21 protein-coding genes and 2 tRNA genes are annotated in these 21,047 nt (G+C 68.4%); 4 read left to right on the top strand and 19 right to left on the bottom strand.

From position 1 onward, the window contains the following. Nucleotides 1-18: 18 nt before the first annotated feature. Entirely contained in the window at nucleotides 19-534 is a 516-nt protein-coding gene (locus ACFPBZ_RS07050) for a DUF4760 domain-containing protein (RefSeq protein ID WP_378035308.1), read from the bottom strand. Nucleotides 535-665: 131 nt separating this feature from the next. Here ACFPBZ_RS07050 and ACFPBZ_RS07055 point away from each other — a divergent pair, with 131 nt between their 5' ends. Continuing rightward, nucleotides 666-1,679, top strand: coding sequence for an NlpC/P60 family protein (locus tag ACFPBZ_RS07055; protein WP_378035309.1), 1,014 nt, complete (start codon nucleotides 666-668; stop codon nucleotides 1,677-1,679). On the opposite strand, the gene ACFPBZ_RS07060 is transcribed toward ACFPBZ_RS07055, so the two are convergent. The 3 genes from ACFPBZ_RS07060 to ACFPBZ_RS07070 form a co-directional block, all read right to left on the bottom strand. Continuing rightward, nucleotides 1,580-2,695, bottom strand: a complete 1,116-nt coding sequence (locus ACFPBZ_RS07060) for a hypothetical protein (protein WP_378035350.1) — start codon at nucleotides 2,693-2,695, stop codon at nucleotides 1,580-1,582. The two genes, ACFPBZ_RS07055 and ACFPBZ_RS07060, sit on opposite strands and share 100 nt — an antisense overlap. After that, nucleotides 2,677-4,968, bottom strand: a complete 2,292-nt coding sequence (locus tag ACFPBZ_RS07065) for a hypothetical protein (RefSeq protein WP_378035310.1) — start codon at nucleotides 4,966-4,968, stop codon at nucleotides 2,677-2,679. Before ACFPBZ_RS07065 ends, ACFPBZ_RS07060 begins: the two co-directional genes overlap by 19 nt. Nucleotides 4,969-5,867: 899 nt before the next feature. After that, nucleotides 5,868-6,053, bottom strand: a complete 186-nt coding sequence (locus tag ACFPBZ_RS07070; RefSeq protein ID WP_378035311.1) for a hypothetical protein — start codon at nucleotides 6,051-6,053, stop codon at nucleotides 5,868-5,870. A gap of 674 nt (nucleotides 6,054-6,727) precedes the next feature. Between ACFPBZ_RS07070 and ACFPBZ_RS07075 the strand changes: the two genes are divergently transcribed. Then, nucleotides 6,728-7,192: a hypothetical protein gene (locus tag ACFPBZ_RS07075; protein WP_378035312.1), complete on the top strand. Its 465-nt coding sequence runs from the start codon at nucleotides 6,728-6,730 to the stop codon at nucleotides 7,190-7,192. Between the two features lie 56 nt (nucleotides 7,193-7,248). On the opposite strand, the gene ACFPBZ_RS07080 is transcribed toward ACFPBZ_RS07075, so the two are convergent. Then, the gene (locus tag ACFPBZ_RS07080; RefSeq protein ID WP_378035313.1) at nucleotides 7,249-7,686 is read right to left on the bottom strand and encodes a hypothetical protein; all 438 of its coding nucleotides are present in this window, start codon (nucleotides 7,684-7,686) and stop codon (nucleotides 7,249-7,251) included. A 191-nt stretch (nucleotides 7,687-7,877) separates the two neighbouring features. Here ACFPBZ_RS07080 and ACFPBZ_RS07085 point away from each other — a divergent pair, with 191 nt between their 5' ends. Next, complete coding sequence (locus tag ACFPBZ_RS07085) at nucleotides 7,878-8,255, top strand: hypothetical protein (RefSeq protein WP_378035314.1); 378 nt, start codon at nucleotides 7,878-7,880, stop codon at nucleotides 8,253-8,255. Between the two features lie 188 nt (nucleotides 8,256-8,443). On the opposite strand, the gene ACFPBZ_RS07090 is transcribed toward ACFPBZ_RS07085, so the two are convergent. The 6 genes from ACFPBZ_RS07090 to ACFPBZ_RS07115 form a co-directional block, all read right to left on the bottom strand. Then, nucleotides 8,444-8,869 (bottom strand): hypothetical protein, encoded by a 426-nt coding sequence (locus ACFPBZ_RS07090; RefSeq protein ID WP_378035315.1) that lies wholly within the window; start codon nucleotides 8,867-8,869, stop codon nucleotides 8,444-8,446. Then, nucleotides 8,869-9,531, bottom strand: a complete 663-nt coding sequence (locus ACFPBZ_RS07095; protein ID WP_378035316.1) for a uracil-DNA glycosylase family protein — start codon at nucleotides 9,529-9,531, stop codon at nucleotides 8,869-8,871. The genes ACFPBZ_RS07090 and ACFPBZ_RS07095 overlap by 1 nt, the downstream gene beginning before the upstream one ends. Before the next feature lie 174 nt (nucleotides 9,532-9,705). Beyond that, nucleotides 9,706-10,629 carry a hypothetical protein gene (locus ACFPBZ_RS07100; RefSeq protein WP_378035317.1) on the bottom strand — a complete coding sequence of 308 codons (924 nt, stop codon included), beginning with the start codon at nucleotides 10,627-10,629 and terminating at the stop codon, nucleotides 9,706-9,708. Between the two features lie 346 nt (nucleotides 10,630-10,975). Continuing rightward, nucleotides 10,976-11,344 carry a hypothetical protein gene (locus ACFPBZ_RS07105; RefSeq protein ID WP_378035318.1) on the bottom strand — a complete coding sequence of 123 codons (369 nt, stop codon included), beginning with the start codon at nucleotides 11,342-11,344 and terminating at the stop codon, nucleotides 10,976-10,978. Between the two features lie 153 nt (nucleotides 11,345-11,497). After that, nucleotides 11,498-11,740 carry a hypothetical protein gene (locus ACFPBZ_RS07110; protein ID WP_378035319.1) on the bottom strand — a complete coding sequence of 81 codons (243 nt, stop codon included), beginning with the start codon at nucleotides 11,738-11,740 and terminating at the stop codon, nucleotides 11,498-11,500. A 211-nt stretch (nucleotides 11,741-11,951) separates the two neighbouring features. After that, the gene (locus ACFPBZ_RS07115) at nucleotides 11,952-12,134 is read right to left on the bottom strand and encodes a hypothetical protein (protein WP_378035320.1); all 183 of its coding nucleotides are present in this window, start codon (nucleotides 12,132-12,134) and stop codon (nucleotides 11,952-11,954) included. A gap of 313 nt (nucleotides 12,135-12,447) precedes the next feature. Here ACFPBZ_RS07115 and ACFPBZ_RS07120 point away from each other — a divergent pair, with 313 nt between their 5' ends. Continuing rightward, nucleotides 12,448-13,017, top strand: coding sequence for an RNA polymerase sigma factor (locus ACFPBZ_RS07120; protein ID WP_378035321.1), 570 nt, complete (start codon nucleotides 12,448-12,450; stop codon nucleotides 13,015-13,017). Nucleotides 13,018-13,388: 371 nt separating this feature from the next. On the opposite strand, the gene ACFPBZ_RS07125 is transcribed toward ACFPBZ_RS07120, so the two are convergent. The 8 genes from ACFPBZ_RS07125 to ACFPBZ_RS07160 form a co-directional block, all read right to left on the bottom strand. Continuing rightward, entirely contained in the window at nucleotides 13,389-14,615 is a 1,227-nt protein-coding gene (locus ACFPBZ_RS07125) for a tyrosine-type recombinase/integrase (protein ID WP_378035322.1), read from the bottom strand. Between the two features lie 98 nt (nucleotides 14,616-14,713). After that, a tRNA-Lys gene (locus ACFPBZ_RS07130) sits at nucleotides 14,714-14,786 on the bottom strand. A gap of 61 nt (nucleotides 14,787-14,847) precedes the next feature. Continuing rightward, nucleotides 14,848-14,920 (bottom strand) — tRNA-His (locus ACFPBZ_RS07135). A gap of 38 nt (nucleotides 14,921-14,958) precedes the next feature. Then, nucleotides 14,959-15,375: a cupin domain-containing protein gene (locus ACFPBZ_RS07140; protein WP_378035323.1), complete on the bottom strand. Its 417-nt coding sequence runs from the start codon at nucleotides 15,373-15,375 to the stop codon at nucleotides 14,959-14,961. Between the two features lie 88 nt (nucleotides 15,376-15,463). Continuing rightward, on the bottom strand, nucleotides 15,464-16,147 hold the full coding sequence (gene orn, locus ACFPBZ_RS07145) for an oligoribonuclease (protein ID WP_378035324.1): 684 nt from the start codon (nucleotides 16,145-16,147) through the stop codon (nucleotides 15,464-15,466). Nucleotides 16,148-16,258: 111 nt separating this feature from the next. After that, nucleotides 16,259-17,344, bottom strand: coding sequence for an acyl-CoA dehydrogenase family protein (locus ACFPBZ_RS07150; RefSeq protein WP_378035325.1), 1,086 nt, complete (start codon nucleotides 17,342-17,344; stop codon nucleotides 16,259-16,261). 55 nt (nucleotides 17,345-17,399) lie between these two features. Further along, nucleotides 17,400-19,037: an AMP-binding protein gene (locus ACFPBZ_RS07155; RefSeq protein ID WP_378035326.1), complete on the bottom strand. Its 1,638-nt coding sequence runs from the start codon at nucleotides 19,035-19,037 to the stop codon at nucleotides 17,400-17,402. Beyond that, a complete protein-coding gene (locus tag ACFPBZ_RS07160; RefSeq protein ID WP_378035327.1) occupies nucleotides 19,034-21,043 on the bottom strand; it encodes an SDR family oxidoreductase in 2,010 nt (669 codons plus the stop codon). Before ACFPBZ_RS07160 ends, ACFPBZ_RS07155 begins: the two co-directional genes overlap by 4 nt. Nucleotides 21,044-21,047: the final 4 nt, after the last annotated feature.

The raw sequence follows: 21,047 nt of genomic DNA on the forward strand, positions 1-21,047 counted from the left end.
CCGCCCTCCCCCGCGGTGTCACGCCTCATCATTCCGGCCGGAGTTGCGGTCCTCCGCTCTGCGATCTTCTACCCCGTCCTGCGGTGGCTTGGAGCCGCCGAGGTCAACCCGGCGCCGCAGCTGATCAGCGAGCTGCTCCGCATAGCCGTAAGGTCGATACCCACGAACCTGCTCCGACTCATCGATGAACCACCGTGCCCCGTCGACCGCGGAGACGAACGACCGCCCCATGGTTCTCGCGATGAGCTTCTGGTCAACGAAGCCAGTGTCACACGAGACCGCGACCGAATTCATGACCGCGAGGGCGTACGTCATATTCGAGCGCATCTCGTCTGAGAGCGTCGCCTTTCCGCCGCTCGCGACGTGCTGATGGATGGCACGTCGCCCTATGCGAACCCTCTCCTCGAGATAGCGGTCGTGCACAACCGAGAATGCACGCAGTTGGTCCGCGTTGGAGGTCCGCCGGAATCCCCAGACTGCCAGCGAGAGCGTCACCAGGACAGAAACGATCGAGACGGTCGTAGCGATGGTCACGGAGCGGCTCCCTTTCGAGAGGTTAGAATGCGAGCGTACGCTACCAGGCGCGTGGCACACCACTGCCTTCAACGGCATGGTGGCGCGAGATCGCCCCTTCCCGCGGACAGCATCTGTGGCGAGCTGGCGTCATGATTCGACACTCTCAGCAGTTCCTGCGCGAATCCTGGGACCGGCGAGGATTCGATCAACATCACGATGGTGCTCTCGTCGTCGAGGAGGGCCTGAGATTCCTCGGGCGGGAGTACGGTATTTCTCGCCACGTATCCGAGCGCATGGATTGTTCGACTTTGACGTCGCAAGCCTTATGGGAGGGCGCTGGACTACTCATTCCTTTCCTTGCAGAGAACCAACGTACCTCGGGATTGGGGCGTGTGGTCCCAGTTGATGCGTTGATCCCCGGCGATCTCGTGTTCAAGTACGCTGGAGTGACCGCGACACGGCCGCACAATCACGTAGCGCTCATGGGTGGTTGGACGGTGGACGATGAACCGTTGTTGATAGAATCCACCGAACAAACCGGAGTCTCGATGTCGACCCTGGGCTGCTTCGGGCCGGTGGTTTCCGCCCGTCGCTTTGTAATCGATCGTCCGGAAACACGCAATGCCGAGTTCGAGCGACGCCATCTCGGGTGGAGGGAGCTCGCTATCGCCACCCCGAAGTTGGCGCGGTACGGAGCGCGCCTGACCGCAGGAGGCGGTCGACATGAAGGATTCGACATTCACCTGAATTCGGCGGTCGAGGTGCTGGCTCCAATTCGGGGTACCGTCACATCGGTCTCCCGCGGACGGGGCGCCTGCGATTTATCCATCACCTCGGCCTCGGGTAGTACAATCGTCGAAATCGGCCCGGTCGACCTCAACGATGCGCCGACGGTGGGGGACTTAGTGCGGCCCGGGGCGGTCCTTGGCGTCAGTGCGGGTCATCACACAACTAGAGTCGGTTGCAACACCTTTAGGACAGGTCAGAAGCACTTGCACATCAATGTCCAGTCCAGCGAACTGCCGTATCAGCAGACGCTTTGGCCACTCAAGCGGCCAGGGGATTACGGGCCCGACCCGATCAACGTTCTGTATGCTATTCGGACGGGAGCGATCGCGCCACCCATTGCAACCGGCTCAATTGTGTGGTCCCCTTCCCAGTAATCCTCTCCGCCCACCGCTGCGAGGGATGTGCACGAAATTCTTAGACCGGATTGTGCGCCCGACGCGCGAAACAGCGAGATGGCCAGCTGATAATGCTCGATCGCTGCCGAGAAGTCTCGGGTAGCACGATGCACGTCGCCGATGCCGTCCTCAACGTAGCCCCAACCACGCGGGTCGTTAGCAGCCACGAACAACGTGCGTGCCCTCGAATATTCCTGCAACGCCTCGTTCAAGCGCCCGGCCCGTCGACAACCATCTCCTAGCGCCTTTCGTCCATAGCCGTGCGCAATGATGGAGCCGGTGCGCTCGAGGTCCACGCAGCCGTCGATTAGATAACGAACGGCGTTCGCGTGGTCTCCCATGGACGATAACGCTTCGCCAACGCCTTTGCGCGCGTATCCGCGACCTCGTACATCCTCACTGACCTCAGACCAGTGCAGCGCTCGTTCGAAGAGGTCCTTGCTTCGTACAAAGTCACGTCGCATACGTCTGATCTGGCCGAGACCTTCAAGGGCCCATACAACGCCTCGGATGTCACCGGCTTGGCGGAACAGGCTTAACGCCCTGATGTGGCCGTGCCAGGCGGGCCGGTACTCGCCCCGAGTCCGCAAGGACTCGGCCACTCCGGCGACCGCGTATCGATATCCCGTCTCGTCTTGGGCGTAGGCAGAGCCCGCGACGGCATCGCGGAGGACGTGCGTGGCCTCGGTGAGTGCTCCGACCTGTCGTAGGGTCGACCCGACAGACCAGAGCGACCACGCTGCACCGCCGACGTCGCCAGCTCTAACGAAAGTCTCGGCCGCACCCTTCGCGAGGTGCAGCGCCTCGTCCGGTCGCCCCAGTCGACGGGCGACCTCAGCCCTTCCAACTGCGAGATACGGGTCGGAGCCGTCGCGCATCGCCAGGTCGGCGAAAGCATGGCGATAATTCACATCCGGGTCGGGGTCGAGCCCGGCCCGTTCCAGTTCGGGAACGCGAAGCTTTATGCGGCCTGTCGTTAGCGCCACGGCACACATCCGAATAATGTTGGACCAACACCGTTCGCGACGCCGGGAGCGATCTTTCGCAAGTAGTAATCGGCGGTGCGTGGTATTTTAGCCGGCGCGCCACTAGCCGAGCACACCTCGATGCCTAGATCGGCTCGCCTCTCACCCCACGGCATCCCGGACTGTCGATAGAGCTTCGACGCTCTCGCGTATTGTGCGAGCCCGCCCGCATGGTCACCCATGTAACGACTCGCCTCGGCGGACCCCAAGACGCAGTGTGGAAGTTCAGACGCGAGGCGGTCCCTTCCTCCTCGACCGGACTGCACGCCCTCACAGAGCGCCGCGGCTTCTTTGAATCGAGCCGCAGACGCCTCCGGATCTCTCTCGAGTAGCATGGCCGCTTCGATGAGAAGGCACTGAATGTTTCCCAATCGATATGAGTCTGAGATCGACCGCTCCGATGCTTCACTCACTCGCTCGAGGAGATCTTCGGTCGAACTCAACGTCAGTCCGGGTTCAGTGCGATCCAGCTCAAGCAGTCCGATGGAGGCGCGATTACGCAGCCGCAGATTGCCTTCGGCGTCGCAATATCTGATGATGTCGCGGTATAGGGCCCGCGCCTCTGTCGATTTCCCCTGCATTCGAAGAGAGTCCGCTTCTCCTTTCTTGGCGTAGGCGATCTCTCGCACGTTAAACCAGGAGTACGACTTCCTCGCGTCTTGATGCATCTTCAGACTGGTGCGGTAATCGCCCAACAGGTAGTGAACTTCGGCGCACTGCCTCTCAGCGTGTCCGAGATAAGTTACGAGCTGCTGGCGATCGGGGCCTTCGGGCTCCTGCTCGACCGCCGTTTTGATCGACTCTTCGATTGAGCGGTACCGTTGTAGGGCGAGCGAATACTGCCCCCGCTCTTGCAGCGTCTCGAGAAAGACCCTCTGGTACTCGATTCGCCAGCGCTCGAGTCGTACTCGGGTCGCCTCGGATTCGATCTCGGCGAGTTCTGTCTCCGCTGCGGCAAGTGCTGAGAGCGCAGTGCGGGTCTCTCCCCGATTCCGTCGCTGCTGTGCAATGATCCGACACGATTCGGCGCGACGCAGGTGCTCCCACTTGGGAACTCTAGCGAGAGCTTCCTTGGCAAGGCCCTCGGCGCCCTTGTAATCGCCGAGGGCGCTTAGTCGGGAAATTAGTTGCGACTCGCCAGAGAATCGTATTGGAGTTCGCCTTATCGGAGGAACGTAGGTGCCGACTTGCTGAGTATTCCCGCCTACGTCGGCCGCTCTGCACGAGATAAGCGGTTGATCATCGATCCAGTAATGAGGTGGCGACTCCAGTGTCACGAGCATCGAGCCGGGAGTCGATCCGAGATGGTAGCCACGGACCGGCGCAGAGGCTTCTGTGATGGCGTCTGTGGGTAACACCCGAACTTCGGCGTGAAACAACGCACGGGACCTCCCGACGACGCGAGCCTTGCTGTCCACTGCATTCGCCGTGGCCACGACGAGGCGCCGAGCGTAGTCGCGATCCGCGAAGAGACGTGTGAGTCCTTCATTGAAAAAGGGGTGATCGGGCGATCTGTTGTACTGATGGTTCACCAAAAAGTTTAAGCCGCTTCCGGGTAGGGTGGTGCGAATATACTGATATTCGAGTTCATCGAGATTTCGTTTGTCGCGAGTCGGGCTTCGCGAGAAGAAGTCTGAGCAAGTGAGAGCTGCGAGTGATATGTCTTTTCCTCGGAGCACGAGCAGCTCTTCACCGCAGAGTAGGGAGGACTCGCTATAGGGAGTCAATTCCTCGCTCGAGGCAGCCAACTTCAGCTGCGCGTAGGACGTCACGTTCGTTTCGGAGTCGGTGACCACAATGGCGGTTAGGTTCACCAGCTGATCCGGCTCGGCCCGGTCGATGAGTTGGAGCTGGTCGCGCGAAACATCATTGAAAGCCTCGAAGTCGAGCGCCTCCTTCATTGCGTCCGCTCGCAATAGTTCCAGGCCGACTACTGATATAGCGGGCCGTCCCAGGCTGCGGTGAGCCTCGACAACCATCTCGTAGCCCGACACCGGGACGGAGGCCTCCGGGTACACCGTGACCCCAAGGCCGCAACTCGTTGCGTGCGCCGTGTCGAGGGTCGCCTGGATCTGTCGCTCCACATGGGCCGCGTCCGGGCGCAGCGTCTCCGTCAGCGGCGCGTCCAGCTGGCAGAGCTGCAGAACTATCTTGCGTTTGCCTACAAGAACCGCAATCGGCACTTCAGTAAGGGTCACTTCGTCTACGTCACGAACACGTCGGTCGGGCAAGTCGTCATCCATCCATGCGCAAGTAGGGGATCAGAGCTGATCGCTGCGGGGACATGACCCGTCGGACGCGGCCGTCCTGCCTGAGTACAGGCTGCGTGGCACTCCATGTGACTCGGCACAGCCGCTCCCGCATCCGCTGACCTCTCAAGTCCAGTAGGGGTCCAAGTTCTCCATGATGCGGGTCACGCGTCGCGGACTGGATCCCGGCCTCCGATGGCCGGGGCTCGAAGGGACTGAGCGCTACACATCGCGGGGACGAGGCTCGGGCTCGGCGGGCTTGGGGCCCAGTGGTCACCGGCGGCGGCGTGCCGGCCAGGACCGCGACCGCGTCGTTGACCAGCGGCGGGACCAACCGGTCATGCGCACTGAGTCGTCCGGGGCGATCTCCGGTTTCCGGAGGCGAGAGTAGTCATGACCCAACGCCGTCGGCGCCGAGCTCTGGGAGAAGGACACCAAGGCCCATCAGGACTGCCGTGTCACGCTCGACTCCGAGATCGTGCAGGTGCTGGCGGAGCACCGGGCTCGATGTGAGGCGCGGGCGGCGAGTCTCAGGCTCTCGCTCGCGCGGGAGCCCTACGTGTTCTCGCCGGCTCGGAGCCGACGAAGCCCGACAGTGTGACGGAGCGATACGGGCGACTCGCTGCGCGACTCGGGATCGACACTCGCTTGCACAGCCTGCGCCACTACTCGGCGACGGAGCTGATCGCTGCGGGGTTGGACATTCGTACTGGTGGCTGGCCGACTTGGGCACGCGGGCGGTGGCGCGACCACTCTGCGGACATACACGGCCTTCGTCCAAGAGGCCGATCAGCGAGCAGCCTCGGCGCTGGCCGTCCGGCGGGTTCGACCGGCCACCTACGTCGGTGGATGAATGTCCTGCGGCTCGCTGGCCGGCGCAGTGCCCGGGACACTCACAGGCTCAGCAGTGCAAGTGTGGCGACGCAGACGATGACTAGGACGGCCCAGGGGAGAGGGCTGCGGTAGCCATCGAGCCGGTCGAGGACGACAGCGCGCCAGGCCGCGACGGCAGTCGCGACGAGTAGAAGCCCGCGCGCAGGCCCGACTGCGTTGAGGAAGCCAATCAGGTCGTCGGACACGTCGGGGACGCTACGAAGCGACGCCCCACTGCGAGTGCGGTTTCGGTAGACCGGCACGCGGTATGCGGAGACCTGGTCCTGAGGGCGAGTCCCTCGGAGTTCGAAGCTCCTGCCCGTTAGCCGAGGACGAGCGCGCCGGGAAAGCCCTGCAAGAGCGCCCCTTCACTGCTCGGGGACCTGGGGCTCGTGGGTGCGGTTCACCGACCCGGTCGGCCCACTCGATCATCAGGGCTGAAGGGTCGGTGGAGACGTCGAGGACCTTCGCTAGTGCTACGGCAGCGCGCCACCACCGACGGGTTACGGAACGCCCGGTCGGCCTCAGCGAGCTTAAGGCCCAGGCTGGGTAAGCGGCCGTCACTGCTCAACGCCCGGTGTCGTTGAGGGGTCACTCGATCGGGTCAGGGGGCAGTGTGCGGAGCAGGCGGGGACAGGATCTGGGCTGGACGCAGCGGATCAGTCTGGGAGCGCTGGTCGGGGTGGCGTTGCTTCCCGCGGGCGGCGGGGTCGCGCTGGCGACGAACGGTCCACCGTCCATCCCGAGGCACAGCTCGCCCACCGGGCCATCGCTGCCGAACCTGCCGGGTCTCCCGAGCGCTCCGACCTCCCCGTCGACGCCGGGTACGCCGGATTCGGGATCGCCGAGCCAGCCGGCGCCGACCGATCCGATCGTCGACGTGCCGTGCGCGGCTGCGGTCGCCGCCCAGGACGAGGCCGACGCCGCGCAGGCTCGCCTCGACGCGATCAACGCCGAGCTCGACGAGCGGCGCGGCCCCCTGTTCGCAGCCCAGAGCCAGTTCGCCAACGACCAAAATGTCCGCGGGGGAGCCCAGAACGCTCAGGGGGCGGCCCGGTACGAGCTCGACCGCGCCTCCGAGGCTCTCGTCGCGGCCCAGGCCGGCGGCGATGCCGAGCAGATCGCGGCCGCGCAGGACCGGGTCGACCGGGCCCGGGCCGAGCTCGACCGCACCACCCGAGGGTTCGAGGAGTCCGAGGGGCCGGCACGGGCGTCCTGGGCCCGGCTCGCCGAGCTGCAGCCGCGCTACGACGAACTGCAGCGGGCCACCTGGGGTGCCCAGATGGACGTCTACGCCACGCAGGATCGAGCCGCCCGAGTGGTGTGCGAGACCCTGGCGCCCTGACCAGATTCGAGCAGCAGCCGCGTCCACGAGATCGAGACCGGCTGGTTCTCCGGTGGTCAGGCGCTGCGCGTCTTGTGCCAGTGCGCGTAGACGTCTTTGAGCTGTTTGATCCAGAAGCCCTCGTCGTCACCGGTACCGGGCGAGAGCGCGCCGAAGTGGCGGGCGGCGTCGTAGAAGCCGCCTCCGGGTCGATCTCCGGCCTTCTTCGTCGCGACCGCGGTGAGCATCGGCAGCCGCGCCTCGTGGGCGGCATCGGCGACGACGAGCAGCAGGTCGCCAACGACGCGGTACCAGTGATCGAGATCGGCGACAGCGGTGCCGGCCACGAGCTCGCTGTAGGAGATCGTCCGCCCTCGCCGTGCGATCTGCTCCTGCCGGTCGCGGAGCTCGCGGGCGAGGAGACGCCAGCTCGCGTCGTCGAACCCCCACTGCGTCTTGTCTGCCGCCGCGTAGCGATCGCACGCCTCGTCGATCTGGTCGTCCTCGAGCAGCATGTGTCCCCCGACCTCCGTACACCTCCGAGCGCACACCTGCGATCGCTGTTGACTCGCAGCTGTGCCCTCCGCTGTTACACCACGGCCAAAGTCTTCCGGAAGAAATACGTCTAGACGAAGGCACGACGGGCAGCTAGCGTGGAACGTGTCTTCCGGAAGACAAGCTTCCGGAGAAGCGAATGGAGAAGCTAGTGACGGAGTTCCAGGTGTCGGTGCCCGCCGAGGTCGCGCCGACGGGCCGCTGCTTCTGCGGCTGTGGAGGCGCCGCTGAGCCGGGCCGATACTTCCTGGCCCACCACGACCGAAAGGCCGAGACCGCGGTTCTCGCCGCCCGCTACGACGGCAGCATCGCCAAGTTCGTCGTCGCCCACGGCTTCGGCCCGGACAGTCCCCCGGTGCCGATCCCGGTCGATGCCGACGGTGTCGAGCTGCGCCTCGGTGACCGCGTCCTGGCCAACGGCCGCCGCGGTGTGCTCTGCAGCGTGCGGCCCGGAACCGGCATCGCCGTCTTCGACAGCGACGACGGCACCCGGCGCAGCGCACAGTTCCGCAAGTTCGTGCACGTCTGAAGTTCGTAGGCGCGGCGTCACGAGCTGATCCGAACAGCTCTCGTCGAGACCCGATGTGGTCGCTCCAAGTTGCCGGAGCCACCACGGCGAGCTGAGGCTCGCGAGCGGCGGACCCGGTTCTCGGGTCCGCCGCAAGGGGCCCTGGGGTCGAGGTCGGTCACGGCTACTCCCTGCAGCTGCGGAGCACGTCAGGGTCCGGAGCGGGCGAGGTAAACCAACTTCCCCCAGATCGGTGGGGGAACCTCGAAGGCGCTTCCCTGGAAGTTCCGGCACTCCTTACGCCATGCGTCGAGTTCGGCGTCTGCGCCGATCGTCCGGTAGGTCGGCCCGTCGAGGAGCTCAGAGACGCGGTAGTCGCAGACATGCGGCCAGCGGCGCTCGGCGTGCTCGTAGGGCCGCGGCTCCCGCGCAGGCGACTTGACGTCGACGAACGCCACAATCTGGGAGAGGGGACGGGTCACGTAGAGCAGCGCCGTGTCTCCCGTCCGGGTCCGCTCGTCGCACGACCACCAGTCGCCCCGCTTCTGCGTGCCGGGCTCGATGTCGGGCAGGAACTCCCCGGCCTCGTCGAAACAGCGATCCATATCGGCCACCCACAACCATCGCTGCGGCATCAGACTTCCTCGCGGTAGGAGCTTTGCGGACGGTTGAGGACTTCCCCGGCGCGTAGCCAGGCCTGCCGGCGATGGGCCTGCCGCGCAGCGCGCTTAGCCGCCATCTCCTCTCTCGACCCCTTGCTGAGCAGGGCCCTGCGGCCGGGGTGGTAGGTCTCGATCACTTCCAGCCCCTGGCCGCGATCCGGGTGGCGGCGGCTAAAACGGCGCCACACGTCATGCGCCTCACCGCCCTGCAGCAGCACCACGCGGAGGTCAGGCAGCAGCTCCAGGAGCCGACGAAGCGGCTCCACCCCCGCCTCGAGCTGCAGCGCCGCGGGCTTGGCGTTGATGTACCAGGGATAGGCGTTCCAAGGCGTCATCTCAGCGGCGGTGACACCGGCGCCGGCCATGAGCTCCTTTTGGGTGCGCGCGGTGTCGTCGTCGTTCTCCACGCACAGGAAGCCGCTCCCGCCGTCGACCAACGTCTTCTTCCCCGGGTCGCGCAGCACCGTCAGCACCCGCGCGTGCACCCCGCCGTGGACGGGCGCCACGTGAGGCATCCACCCCCGCTCATCACGTCCGATCAGCTCGTCGATCAGCACGTTGATCGCGCGAACGTGGGGGTCGTAGCGGTCACGCGCCTGCTGAGCGCGGAAAGCGGGCTGCCTCATCCGCTGCATCAACGCAGCATGCCCGAGTCGTCCGCCAGCCCCGCGTGAGACCGGTGCACCTGGTACCCGGGGTGCCAGGTGCACCGGTGCAGACCATCGCCGGGCGCTGTTCCGCCAGGCAGCAATTCCGTCGGAGGCGTCGCATGGAACTCGACACCGTCGATCGGCGAGCCCGCCTGGCAGTCATCGACTGCGGGTCCAGGTGCAGTCACCGAGCTCGACCGCGGCGTCGGACTTCTTCACCGTCACAATCATCGGTCCCCCGTTGGGGTTCCAGTCGTTGTCGATGATGTCGCTCGAGCCGCTCGTGCTGCGCAGTCGAGCCCAGTACCCGTTCGTCGCACAGGTCGCCTTGTAGGTGCCGGGGGGGATGCTCCCCGCCTCGTCGCCCACCTCATAGGTCCCCCCGGTGAACACCGTGGCAGGCCCGGCCGGTGCAGCAGCTGCGGTGGTTGCGAGCGCGGGCGGCGCGTAGGCCGGTGCCTGCGCCGGGTTGGCCGTCGAGGGACTGGAGGAGTTGCCCGACAGGGCCTGGGGGTTGAACCACGACGGGCTATGGCCGAGCTTCGAGCACTCGACCGAAGTGGCGACGAAGGCGGTGAGCAGGCTTGTGGCGTCCATGTTGGCGTAGATGTTGCTCATCGACGACGCCGAGTTGACCATGCTCGCCCTGTCCGTCTCCAGAGCGGGACTGGCGGCGGTCCCGCCCCCCGACGAGGCGCGAGGTGCGGTCGCGCCGACTGCGGTCAGCGCGTTGATCCCGCGCTGCATCACGTCGGGGTCGACGTTGACGGTCTTATAGCCGGGCTGGCCTTGTCCCATGATCTTCACGACGTACTCCCGGTAGAAGGTCCCGCCCCGGGCGTCGAGATCTGAGCAGACGCTCTGGTCCGCCGCGCCCGTCGTCGCCTGGCCGCTGGTGTCGGCAGCGGCCAGCACAGTCGGGGAGTTGCTGGCACCGGTCAGGTAGCCGACGGCGCCTACCCCGACAGCAAGCACCGACAAGGCGGCCGCGATCCACAGACGTCGACGAGGGCCCTTGCCGGCGGGCGGGGTGCCTGACTCTTCCAGCAGAGCCGCCCTGGGCGACGGGATGGGCGTCTCCACGGTTCCCGGATCATGCTGCGAGAGCGCCTGGTCAGTCACATCGTGTTCCATCAAGCGCCCCCGGGTTCCCCAACAAGAAGTCAAGAGTCACTCGACAGTCGGAAGATCTGCAGGATGTGTTACCGCGGGCGAGCAGCGCCCGGGCGCCCCCGTTGCTCAGCCCGGCCGGTGACGTTGCCGGGTCGGAGCCCGAAGGTGAGCGTTCGGTATGTCGTTGGACCCGGACGGTCTCTGGGAGGATTCGGTACGTTAGTTTCCTGCCCCCAGGGGACCGGCGAGGTCTCGTCGCCCGCCCCCCCTGGGCGGCGAGACTTCCCCGGAGTCGCTGCACCTCCGCCGCCCCTGGTCAGCCTCCGTTGAGGGCCGCGATGGCAAGTCGTCGGGCCTGATCGGACCGTTCGGCCAGCCACGCCCGGACGGCCGCGTCGGCTTCGGCCTCGCGGTCGTTGCGTAGGGCGTCGCCCAGGACCTCGCGCGCGCGGTCGCTGTCAGCGTCGACCGCCACGTAGGTGTCGGTCCCGAACGCTCCGGGCGTGCGCCGGACCGGCTTCGAGCGGGCGGTGCTGCGGTTGAACGTCGCGTCGAGGCCCTCGATGGTGAACGAGCGGCCAGCGACGTGGTCGACGATGACCTCGTACGGTTCGCGCGGCGTCTTCGACGGGACCCGCTCGAACCACACCACCACGCGCGTCCCGATCGTCGGCCAGTCCGTCACAGAGTCGATTCAACCCCTCTGCGCGGGTCGCTCCGCTGGCTGGAGCTGCGGGCCCACCCGTAGGTGTGGAGGCTGCATCTCTTGCGAAGCGCTAAGAGCCGTCGTGCCGTCCGACGCGGTCCCGAAGGGATCAGGACCCCCTGCTGCTCGGACCTACAGCTGATCGCCTCCGTACAGGCCGTCCTGCTGGCTGAGTCCGGCACGCCGGACCGTCTTGTCCATCGGCTCCACGAGGACTGAGTCCGCGATGCTCGAGCTCGCACCCCACACGTAGACGCCCGTGGCTGAACTACTTCCCTGATCAGCCACCGCGTTGAGGAGCCGGGCGAGCCCGACTCGCACATTCGGCTTGATCGGGCCGGGGTCCTTGTCCAGCTGCGCTGCGGCCTCGCGCATCCGCTCGGCAGCTCGGGCCTGGGCAGCGGCGAGACGTGGATGAGGACGGCGAGGCATGGCTCGTACATTCGCACATCCGTTCGATTGCTGCATGTCTCCCGCTGCAGCAGTCTGCTCGGCCATGAGGACGGTGCGGACCTGGCTCCTGCTGCGAGCCCGCGGTCGCAAGCTCTCCCTGCTCGCGGTCGCCCGCGGCTGGTCCTGACTTCCCTCAGCTCCGGAGCACGACGTGCGCCGGGAGCTCCGCTGGCGTTATCGGGTCGGTGACCGGCTCGTCGTCGACCCGCACCCCGCCCTGGGCGAGCCACCACTGCGCCCGCTCGCCCGAGATGCCGGCCTTGACCAGCCGGTCGAACACGGTCACCGGCTTGTGCTCATCGATCAAACCGGTCATAGCTCTCGAGGTTAGGCGCGGGCGCCGACAGCGATGCCGCAGCTGACGCGGCTCGTCTGGCTGAACTCGGTCGCGCCTGCGGGCGCTCTGGGGAGCCGCCTTCGGCGGCGCTGTTCTTGCTGGTGGGCCCGGGACATTAGTCGGGCCGCTCTCCCCGTCAAGGGCGCCTGCGGCGTCGCTACGCGACCGGACTTCGTCCGGCCCTTGACCGCGAGCCTCGGCGGCCCGCTCGGCGCCCCTTCGGGCGTGGAGGCAGCGAGCGCCTCCACCTAGCCCCCGGGCCCACGAGCCCGGCCGAGCAGGGGGAGGCCCAATGAGCGGCCCGCGCCAGACCAAGGTCCAAGAACTTCACGGGGCGACCGACAGCGATCTGCTGCAGAAGTGGAACGCCGGGGACGCGGACGGGCTCGGCGTACTGGTGGCCCGCCACCACGGCTGGGTCCTCAACCTCGTCCGGTACGTGTCGTACGGGGAGCACGACGTGGAGGCGGTCGCCCAGGAGGTGTGGCTGGACGTCATGCGCGGGGCGGGGAGCTTCCGGGGTGAGGGATCGGTGCGGGCGTGGCTGGAGACGATCGTGCGGCGGCGAATCGTGACGACGTGGCGGGCACGGGGTGCTCGACCGCAGGTCCTGGTTGGCGAAGTACCGGAGGGCCGGTGGGCGAACGACGAGGGTGCCGCCAGGCAGGTCGAATTGCGAGAGGACCTGCGTGGGCTGCTTGCCCGGCTCCCCGATGACCAGCGGCAGGCGATCTGGTGCGGGGACGTGCTCGGCATGCCCGTCGACGAGGTCGCCGCCGCGTTCGGTGTCGCAGTGGGGACGATCAAGTCGAGGTGCAGCCGGGGACGTCGACGACTGCGGATCGTTCTGGCGGGCGAGTGATCGGGCTCCATCCCGGCGGATTCTCGCCGGGATGGAACCGGATCGGCGCCCCGTGCCTCTACGTGGGCATGACCAACCAGACCACGTCACTCGGCACTAACTCGCAGCACGTGGGGTCGCTGTTCGGGCGGGCTCTCGATGGGAACGACGAGGCGCTCGGCCGGCTCCACGAGCTCGTCTTCGCCCCGCAGGCCAACATCGACACTGCTGAATTTCGTTCCGCGCGTGACGCGCTCCGCGCCCTAGGGGGCCCCGGCTCGACGGCGCGAGGCCGGTTGGTGCTCTCGACCGTGCGAATACGCCGTGGGTCGTGGCTTACGTCGATCAACTCGTGGCAGCCGCACGCCGCTGAGTTGGGCTTCGCGGGCCTGTCAGATGTACGCGGTGTCGAGAACGACCGCGGCGTTCGCGTGGAGCTCGCCCCTACTGACGTAGCTGTCCTTCAGGAACTGAGCTTGGCCCATGAGATCGGCCTTCATCCGGTCGGTGAAGGTGACCTCGTCGTCGAGAATCGTCGCGTATGTGCGACGCCAGGTGTGCGGGGTCATCCACTCGAGCCCGACCTCCTCGCGCACTGACCGCAGCGTGCGACGAAGGTTCGCGGGCCAGCGGTAGGTCACCCGTCCGTCCCTGCCAGCCGCCGGGAAGACCGGCCACTCGGGCTCGCCGAACTCGTCGAGTCGGCGCCGGAGCATGCCGGCGGTGAAGCCGGGAAGCGGGATGACGCGCAGGGCCGCTTCGGTCTTGCCGCCGTGGCGGACGAGGCCCTTGTCCTTCACCCACGTGACGTTGCCGGCGACGGTCAACACGGGAACGCGTTGCTCGCCGTCGGGAGAGGGCAGGGGGACGCCGTCGAGGTTGAGATCGAGCCGGCGGGTCGCGAGGGCGTCGCCGATGCGGAGGCCGGTGCCGAGGAAGAAGCGCACGAGATCGGGAAGGTCGGCGGCGCGGGCGATCTTCTGCTTGCGCAGGACGGCCGGGTCGTCGGAGGTGCCGTCGAGCCAGTCGAGGAGGCCGCGGCGTTCATCGGCAGTGAGGCCTCGTGGTCGTGCCTTGCGCTGTCCCTTGGGTTGCTCGATGCGGTCGAGCTCGCGGACAGGGTTGCCGGCGATCGCCTCGTGGAGGACGGCGACCTGGAGGACGCCGCTGACGATGGACCGGAGCTTGCGTCGGGTGTTGGGGGCGTATCGGGGCTCGAGGACCTCGAGGAAGGCATCGAGGCGAGCGACCGTGCACTCACGCAGTCGCAGGGCGCCCATCGCCGGGAGGATCGTGCTCTCTAGGTGGAAGACGTAGAGCGCGTGGGTCGAGTCTTCTCGCTTGCGCTCGATCTTCGCCAGGTAGACCACTGCGGCATCGGCGAAGGTCGAGGTCGGCGTCAGCTCGTTTGCCCGCGAGGTGCCGTGGCCGCGCCGGCGGTCGTGGATCGTGGCGTGCAGAGCGGTCGTGGCGGCCGTCTTGGTCGGGCCGTGGGCCTTCAGCTGGCGGGTGACACCGTCGTGGTCGCGGAAGCGACAGCGGGCGATCCAGACCTTGGGCCGGTCCTCGGTGACCCTGATCTGGCCAGGCGTGCCGAGCGGCAGTGGAGGTCGCGCCACGGGCTGTCTCCCGAAGATCATTCGGAGTTAGCGCGCCGTAAGCGCGCCGCTTCTCCTCGGGAGACAACCACAGCAGGTCCATGACCTGCAACGAAGGGTGCGCCGTCAGGGACTCGAACCCCGAACCCAGTGATTAAGAGTCACTTGCTCTGCCCATTGAGCTAACGGCGCGTGGCCGGAAGACTATCAAGCCGATCTTCCGATCCGACAGCAGGGGTACCGCTGTCGTCCGGGTGAGTGACGGGACTTGAACCCGCGACACCTGGGATCACAACCCAGTGCTCTGCCAACTGAGCTACACCCACCATTGGCGGCCACCGGCGTCCCGGCGACCTCGACAAGACTACAAGCCGCCCGCGACCTCCTGGCGACCGGGTTCCGCGTCGTGGCCGAAGCAGTAGACCACGTCGTCGAAGGTGCTCGTCGGGAAGACGAACATGATCCGCACGGGCCCCGTGCCGGCGGCGCGCACGCCGTGCTCGGCGTCGCCCGGGATGTGGACCACGGCGCCCGGGCCGACGTGGAACTCCGTCCCGTCGAGCAGCACGGCGGCCTCGCCGGAGTGGACGAGGTAGAGCTCGGCCGGTGCGTGGCGGTGCGGGGCGAGCCGGCCGCCCTCGTCGAGCGTCATCATCCCGGTGGCGCCGCTGCCGGCCTCGTCGACCAGCAGGCACCAGCGCAGGCGGCCGCGCTCGTCGTCCCACACCGTCCACTCCTGCTCGTCGGGCAGGGCGACCAGGCCGGATCGGGGTTGCAGCACGGGGACCTCCAGGACGGGGTGGCGTCGGTGCCCACCGCGGTCTGGAGGCGGACGCGGATGTCCGCGGCCTCGTCGTCGGGAAACGTCCTCAGAGGCCGGGGGCCGGGGCCTGTCCGCCGGCGGTGCCGGTCTCGCCGTTCTCGATGGCCACGGCGGCCCCGGCTCCCGCCGCGTCGGCCGCGACGACGTCGGAGGCGGCCGCGCGGGCCTCGTCGGTCGAGGGCCCGGGCAGGGGGACGAAGGCGGTGCGGCGGTAGTACTCGAGCTCGCGGATCGACTCGCGGGCGTCGGCGAGCGCGCGGTGCGCGAGGCCCTTCTCGGGCTGGGCGTAGTAGATCCGCGGGTACCAGCGCCGGCACAGCTCCTTGATGGAGCTGACGTCGATCATCCGGTAGTGCAGGTACGAGTCGAGCTCGGGCATGTCCCGGGAGATGAAGCCGCGGTCGGTGGCGATCGAGTTGCCGCACAGGGGAGCGGTGCGGGGCTCGGGGACGTGCTCGCGGATGAAGTCGAGGACGAGCTTCTCGGCCTCGGCCATCGTCACCGTGGAGGCGCGGACCTCCTCGGTCAGGCCCGAGCGCGCGTGCATCTCGGTGACGACGTCCGGCATGGACGAGAGCGCCTCGTCGTCGGCGTGGATGACGATGTCGATCCCGTCGCCGATCGGGACGAGATCCTGATCGGTCACGAGTGCCGCGATCTCGATCAGCTTGTCCTTGCCGAGATCGAGCCCGGTCATCTCGCAGTCGATCCACACCAGCCGTCCGTTCACGACGACGACCTTAACGATCGTCGTCGGTGACGGCGCGACGGCGAGATCGAGCGTGGCTCCTGACTGACGTCGGGTGTCAGCGAGGTACCATCGCTGACACCGGGGGCGGGGTCAGTGCGCGAACGCCGCCAGCTGGGAGGACCGGACGTCGTCGGTCTGCGCCTGCACCAGGTGGAACATCGCCTCGCGGGCCCACCGCTGCTCGTGCGACGAGGAGTACATCGCCGACCCGCCCCGCGCCGCCACCAGGCCCGCGGTGGCCCGGACGGTCAGCTCCGCGATCCGGCCCCGCAGCTCCAGGCGCTCGGTGAGGTGGCGGTCGCGGTCGGGGGCGAAGCGCAGCTCGTAGGCCCGCTCGCGCATCGGCCAGGCGGCCGCGGCGAGCGCCTGGGCCTCCTCGACGGCGGCGGGGCGGTCGCGGTCGTGCCCGGTGCGCAGGGTCTCGTCGATCACCCGGCGCAGCAGCCCGAGGGTCGCGGGCTTGGTGTCGACGACGGTGCCCGAGTCGCGGGCCCGCCACTCGGAGCGGTCGACCACCGCGGCCACCTCGTCGGCCGCCACCGGCATCCCGTCGAGCGTCAGCCCCACGGTGCGCGTCCCGCCCATCACCGCGAGCGCGTACGGCTCGGAGACGCACAGCCCCGGTCGCTCGTGGGCCGGGAGCAGCGCGAAGACGACCTCGTCGGACGGGTTCACCGCCGCGATGAGCACGAGGTCGACCAGGCCCCACCCGGTGCACCACTCGGTGCTGCCCGAGAACCGCCATCCCCCCGACCCGTCGGGGACCGCCCGGATCGACGGCGGCCCCGGGCGGCGCAGGTGCGCCACCGCGATGCCGCCGAGCTCGTCACCGCGGGCGAGCGCCTGCCGGTACTCGTCGGCCGCCGGGTACGACGACGCCGCGGTCAGCTTCTGCGGCGTGCGGTGCTGCGTGAGCACGAACCACGTCGCCGCGTCGGCCCCCGCGAGGACCTCCTCGACCTCGCAGAGCGTGCGCTCGTCGCGGCCCAGGCCGCCGTCGGCGACCGGTGCCGCGACCGAGTAGAGGCCCTGGGCGGCCAGCCAGCGCAGCAGGCAGCGCTGCACCCCGATCGCGGGGCAGTCGCTGTCGGCGGCGTTGGCGAGGAGCACCTCCGCGGCGTGGTGTGCCGCGGAGATCGGATCGGCCTGCTGGATGAAGCCGGGGGTGGTGGTCACGACGGGATCTCCGGGGGAGCGGGGGGACTCGCGGATCCGTTCTACCAGCGTGCGGTCACGCGTCGGCCTCTTCCTCCTGGCCGAGCTCGGACTTCACCACCTTGCCCGTCTGGTTGCGGGGCAGCTCGTCGAGGAACTCGACGTCGCGCGGCGACGCGAAGCTCGCGAGGTGGTTCTTCACGTGGTCGCGCACGGCGTCGGCGTCGAGGTTCGCGCCGTTCTCGAGCACCAGGTAGGCGGCGAGGCGCTGGCCGTACTCCTCGTCGTCGACCCCGACGACCGCCGCCTCCTTGACACCGTCCATGTCGGCGAGCAGGCCCTCGACCTCGCCGGCGTGGATGTTCTCGCCGCCGGAGACGATCATGTCGTCGGCCCGGCCGGAGATGAACAGCAGGCCCTTGTCGTCGTAGTGCCCGAGGTCGCCGGTGCCGAGCATCCCGTCGACCACCTCGGTCTCGCCGCGGCCGCCGGTGTAGCCGGTGAAGAGCATGTCGTTCCCGACGAAGATGCGGCCGGTCTCGCCCGCGGGCAGCTCCTCGTCGTCGTCGCCGAGGATCTTCACGACGGTGCCCTCGGGCGGCCGGCCCGCGGTGCTCGGCTCGTCGCGCAGCTCCTCGGGCTTCGCGATCGAGGCCCAGGAGACCTCGGTGGAGCCGTAGAGCATGTAGAGCTTGTCGCCGAAGGTCTCGAGGAACTGCGAGACCTTCGCGGGCGGCATCGCCGAGCCGGTGGCGGTGACCGTGCGCAGCGCGGAGGTGTCGTAGCGGGCGAGCACGTCGGGGTCGAGGTCGAGGATGCGCTGGAGCATCACCGGCACCGCGAACATCGAGGTGCAGCGGTGGATCGCGAGCTGGCGCAGTGCGTCCTCGGGGTCGAACTTGCGACGCAGGATCAGCGTCGAGCCCATGAGCGACCCGATCTGGAACGCGGCGAAGCCCCACGTGTGGAACAGCGGCGCGGAGACCAGGGCGGGCTCGCGGGCGGTCAGCGGGATGCGCGAGAGGATCGCGTTGACCGGCCCGATGCCGTTGGGGGAGGGGCGCTCGGCGCCCTTCGGGGTGCCGGTGGTGCCCGAGGTCAGCACGATCGTCTTGCCGATCGGAGGCTTGGTCGGCAGGTCCTTCGAGCCGTCGGCCTCGATGAGGCCCTCGAGGGTGTCGTCGCCCCAGCAACCCGAGCCCTCGTCCTGCCAGGCGCCGATGCGGGTGACCTTCGCGTCGACCTCGGAGAGGCGGTCGGCGAGGTCGGAGTCGACGACGATCGAGGTCAGCTCCTGCTCCTCGGCGACGGCCTTCATCTGGCCGGCCGAGAGCCCGGTGTTCATCAGGACGACGTCGGCGCCGATCTTCGAGCACGCGACGATCGTCTCGATGGGCCCGCGGTGGTTGCGGCAGAGCACGGCGACCCGGCTGCCGGGGCCGACGCCGCGGTCGGCGAGCGCGCGGGCGAGCCGGTCGGTGCGCTCGTGCAGCTCGCGGAAGGTCAGCGTGCCGCGGTCGTCGACGATCGCGAGCCGGTTCGGGTGCCGCCAGGCCCCGATGACGAAGGCCGTGGTGGGGGTGAACCCGTACCGGTAGAGCGCGACCGGGAACCGCACGACGCGATCGGGCCGGATCGGCGCGACGACGCCCGACTCGATCAGCAGCCGGACCCCCGTCGCCAGCTCGGTCGGGGTACCGAAGGGTGTCCTCACCAGTGCACTCCAGGAAGAAGTCGGGCAAATGCCTGCGCGCCCCGGGGGAGGGGACCGGCCTCGAGGGCGCGGTCCTCACCGGGGGTCTTCTGATCACTACCCTCGCGCGCGGCCCGCGACTCCGGGAACACCCGGTACGCGACGTGCATGACGACGTCGACGAGCCGCGGGGTGAGCGCCGCGGAGACGGCACCGAGCGTGCCGAGCGCGGTCCCGACGTGCTTGGGCCGGTTCACCAGCGCCTTGACCACCATGTCGGCGGCCTCGTCGGGGCTCGACGTGGGGAAGGCGTCGTAGATGCCGGTCGGCGCGATCATCGGCGTGCGGACGAGGGGCATGTGGATCGTCGTGAAGGTGACGCCGTCGCCGATCACCTCGGTGGCGACGATCTTCGCCCACGCGTCGAGGGCCGCCTTGGAGGCGACGTAGGCGGAGAACCGGGGCGGCCCGGTCTGCACGCCGATGGAGGAGATGTCGACGACGTGGCCGAAGCGCCGCTCGATCATGTGCGGCAGCAGGGCCATCGTCAGGCGGATGGCGCCGAAGTAGTTGATCGCCATGGTGCGCTCGAAGTCGTGGAAGCGGTCGAGCTCGAGCTTCACCGAGCGGCGGATGGAACGGCCGGCGTTGTTCACCAGCATGTCGATGCCGGTCTCCGCGTGGTCGGCGAGCATCGACTTCACGGTCGCGTCGACCGACTCGGCGTCGGTGATGTCGCACGAGTAGGCGTGCGCCTGCCCGCCCTCGCGCTCGATCTCGGCCCGGACCTCCTCGAGCTCGTCGGAGCGGCGCGCGACGAGCAGCGGCACGCCGCCGTTGCGCGCCACCTTCAGCGCGGTCTCCCGGCCGATTCCCGACGATGCCCCGGTGATCACCACCCGGCGTCCGGCCAGTGGCGGTCCCGGACGACGACGCCGGGCGCGATTGGGGTCGAGGTGCTCGCGCCAGAAGCGGACGAGCACCGGCGCGTAGTCGCCGAACTCGGGCGGGGTGAACCCGTCCAGGGCCCGCACCGTCTCCTCGGAGCTGTAGACGCACGGGAACGTGAGGTGGGGGAGCACCTCCGGCGGGACGTCGAACTCGGCGAGCGCGATGTCGCGGGCCGACCCGCCGGCGTCGGTCTGCGCGAGGTGACCGGCGGTCCTCGTCAGGAACCCGCCGACGCCCTCGGGGAGCACCGGGAGGAGCTTCGGGGCCCCGAGCGGCCCGGCGAGGCCGTTGTAGATCTCCGAGAGCGGCTGCGGGCGCGGGTTGACGAGGTGGAAGGCGCGGCCGTCGAGGTCGGCTGTGTGCACCAGCGCGACCATGGCGTCGGCGACGTAGTCGACCGGGACGATGTTCGTCGAACCCAGCTCGGGCGCGGGCACACGGAGGAAGCTGGGGAGCCGGCCGAGGGCGCTGATCGCGCCCATGAGGTAGTACGGGCCGTCGATCTTGTCCATCTCGCCGGTCCGGGAGTCCCCGACGACGATCGCCGGCCGGTACACCCGCCAGGCGGTGCGCGACTCCTCGCGGACGATCTTCTCCGCCGCGAACTTGGTCTCGTGGTACGGGTTGCCGAAGGACTGGCCGAGGTCGAAGTCGTCCTCGGTGAACAGCCCGGTGTGCTCGCCCGCGACGGCGACGGACGAGACGTGGTGCAGGCAGCGGGCGCCGATCTCGGCGGCGACGGCGACCACGTGGCGGGTGCCGTCGACGTTCGCGGCGCGGTTGGCGTCCTTGTCCGCGGTGACGTCGTAGATGGCGCCGAGGTGCAGCACGTCGTCGACCTGGCCCGCCAGGTCGTCGATCACGCCGTCGTCGAGGCCGAGGCGCTCGCGGGAGAGGTCGCCGGTGACCGTGACGAGCTTGTCGGCGCCCTCCATGTCCCGCGTGCGGCGGCGGAGCTTCTGCACCGACCCGCGCCGGACGAGCGCGTAGACGGCCTCGCAGTCGTCCCGCGCGAGGAGCCGGGCGAGCACCGCCCGCCCGAGGAACCCGGTACCGCCGGTAACGAGATAGCGCATGGCG

It is taken from the genome of Actinomycetospora atypica (genome assembly GCF_042653685.1).
In the GTDB taxonomy this organism is placed as follows: Bacteria; Actinomycetota; Actinomycetes; order Mycobacteriales; family Pseudonocardiaceae; genus Actinomycetospora; species Actinomycetospora atypica.

Bases quoted from the DNA above. Each gene is read 5' to 3' on its own strand.
- ACFPBZ_RS07080 (WP_378035313.1), bottom strand. From the start codon at position 7,686: ATGCTGCTCGAGGACGACCAGATCGACGAGGCGTGCGATCGCTACGCG.
- ACFPBZ_RS07095 (WP_378035316.1), bottom strand. From the start codon at position 9,531: ATGCAGCGGATGAGGCAGCCCGCTTTCCGCGCTCAGCAGGCGCGTGAC.
- ACFPBZ_RS07115 (WP_378035320.1), bottom strand. From the start codon at position 12,134: ATGACCGGTTTGATCGATGAGCACAAGCCGGTGACCGTGTTCGACCGG.
- ACFPBZ_RS07065 (WP_378035310.1), bottom strand. From the start codon at position 4,968: ATGGATGACGACTTGCCCGACCGACGTGTTCGTGACGTAGACGAAGTG.
- ACFPBZ_RS07160 (WP_378035327.1), bottom strand. From the start codon at position 21,043: ATGCGCTATCTCGTTACCGGCGGTACCGGGTTCCTCGGGCGGGCGGTG.
- ACFPBZ_RS07055 (WP_378035309.1), top strand. From the start codon at position 666: ATGATTCGACACTCTCAGCAGTTCCTGCGCGAATCCTGGGACCGGCGA.
- ACFPBZ_RS07090 (WP_378035315.1), bottom strand. From the start codon at position 8,869: ATGCCGCAGCGATGGTTGTGGGTGGCCGATATGGATCGCTGTTTCGAC.
- ACFPBZ_RS07120 (WP_378035321.1), top strand. From the start codon at position 12,448: ATGAGCGGCCCGCGCCAGACCAAGGTCCAAGAACTTCACGGGGCGACC.
- ACFPBZ_RS07110 (WP_378035319.1), bottom strand. From the start codon at position 11,740: ATGCGCGAGGCCGCAGCGCAGCTGGACAAGGACCCCGGCCCGATCAAG.
- ACFPBZ_RS07060 (WP_378035350.1), bottom strand. From the start codon at position 2,695: ATGTGTGCCGTGGCGCTAACGACAGGCCGCATAAAGCTTCGCGTTCCC.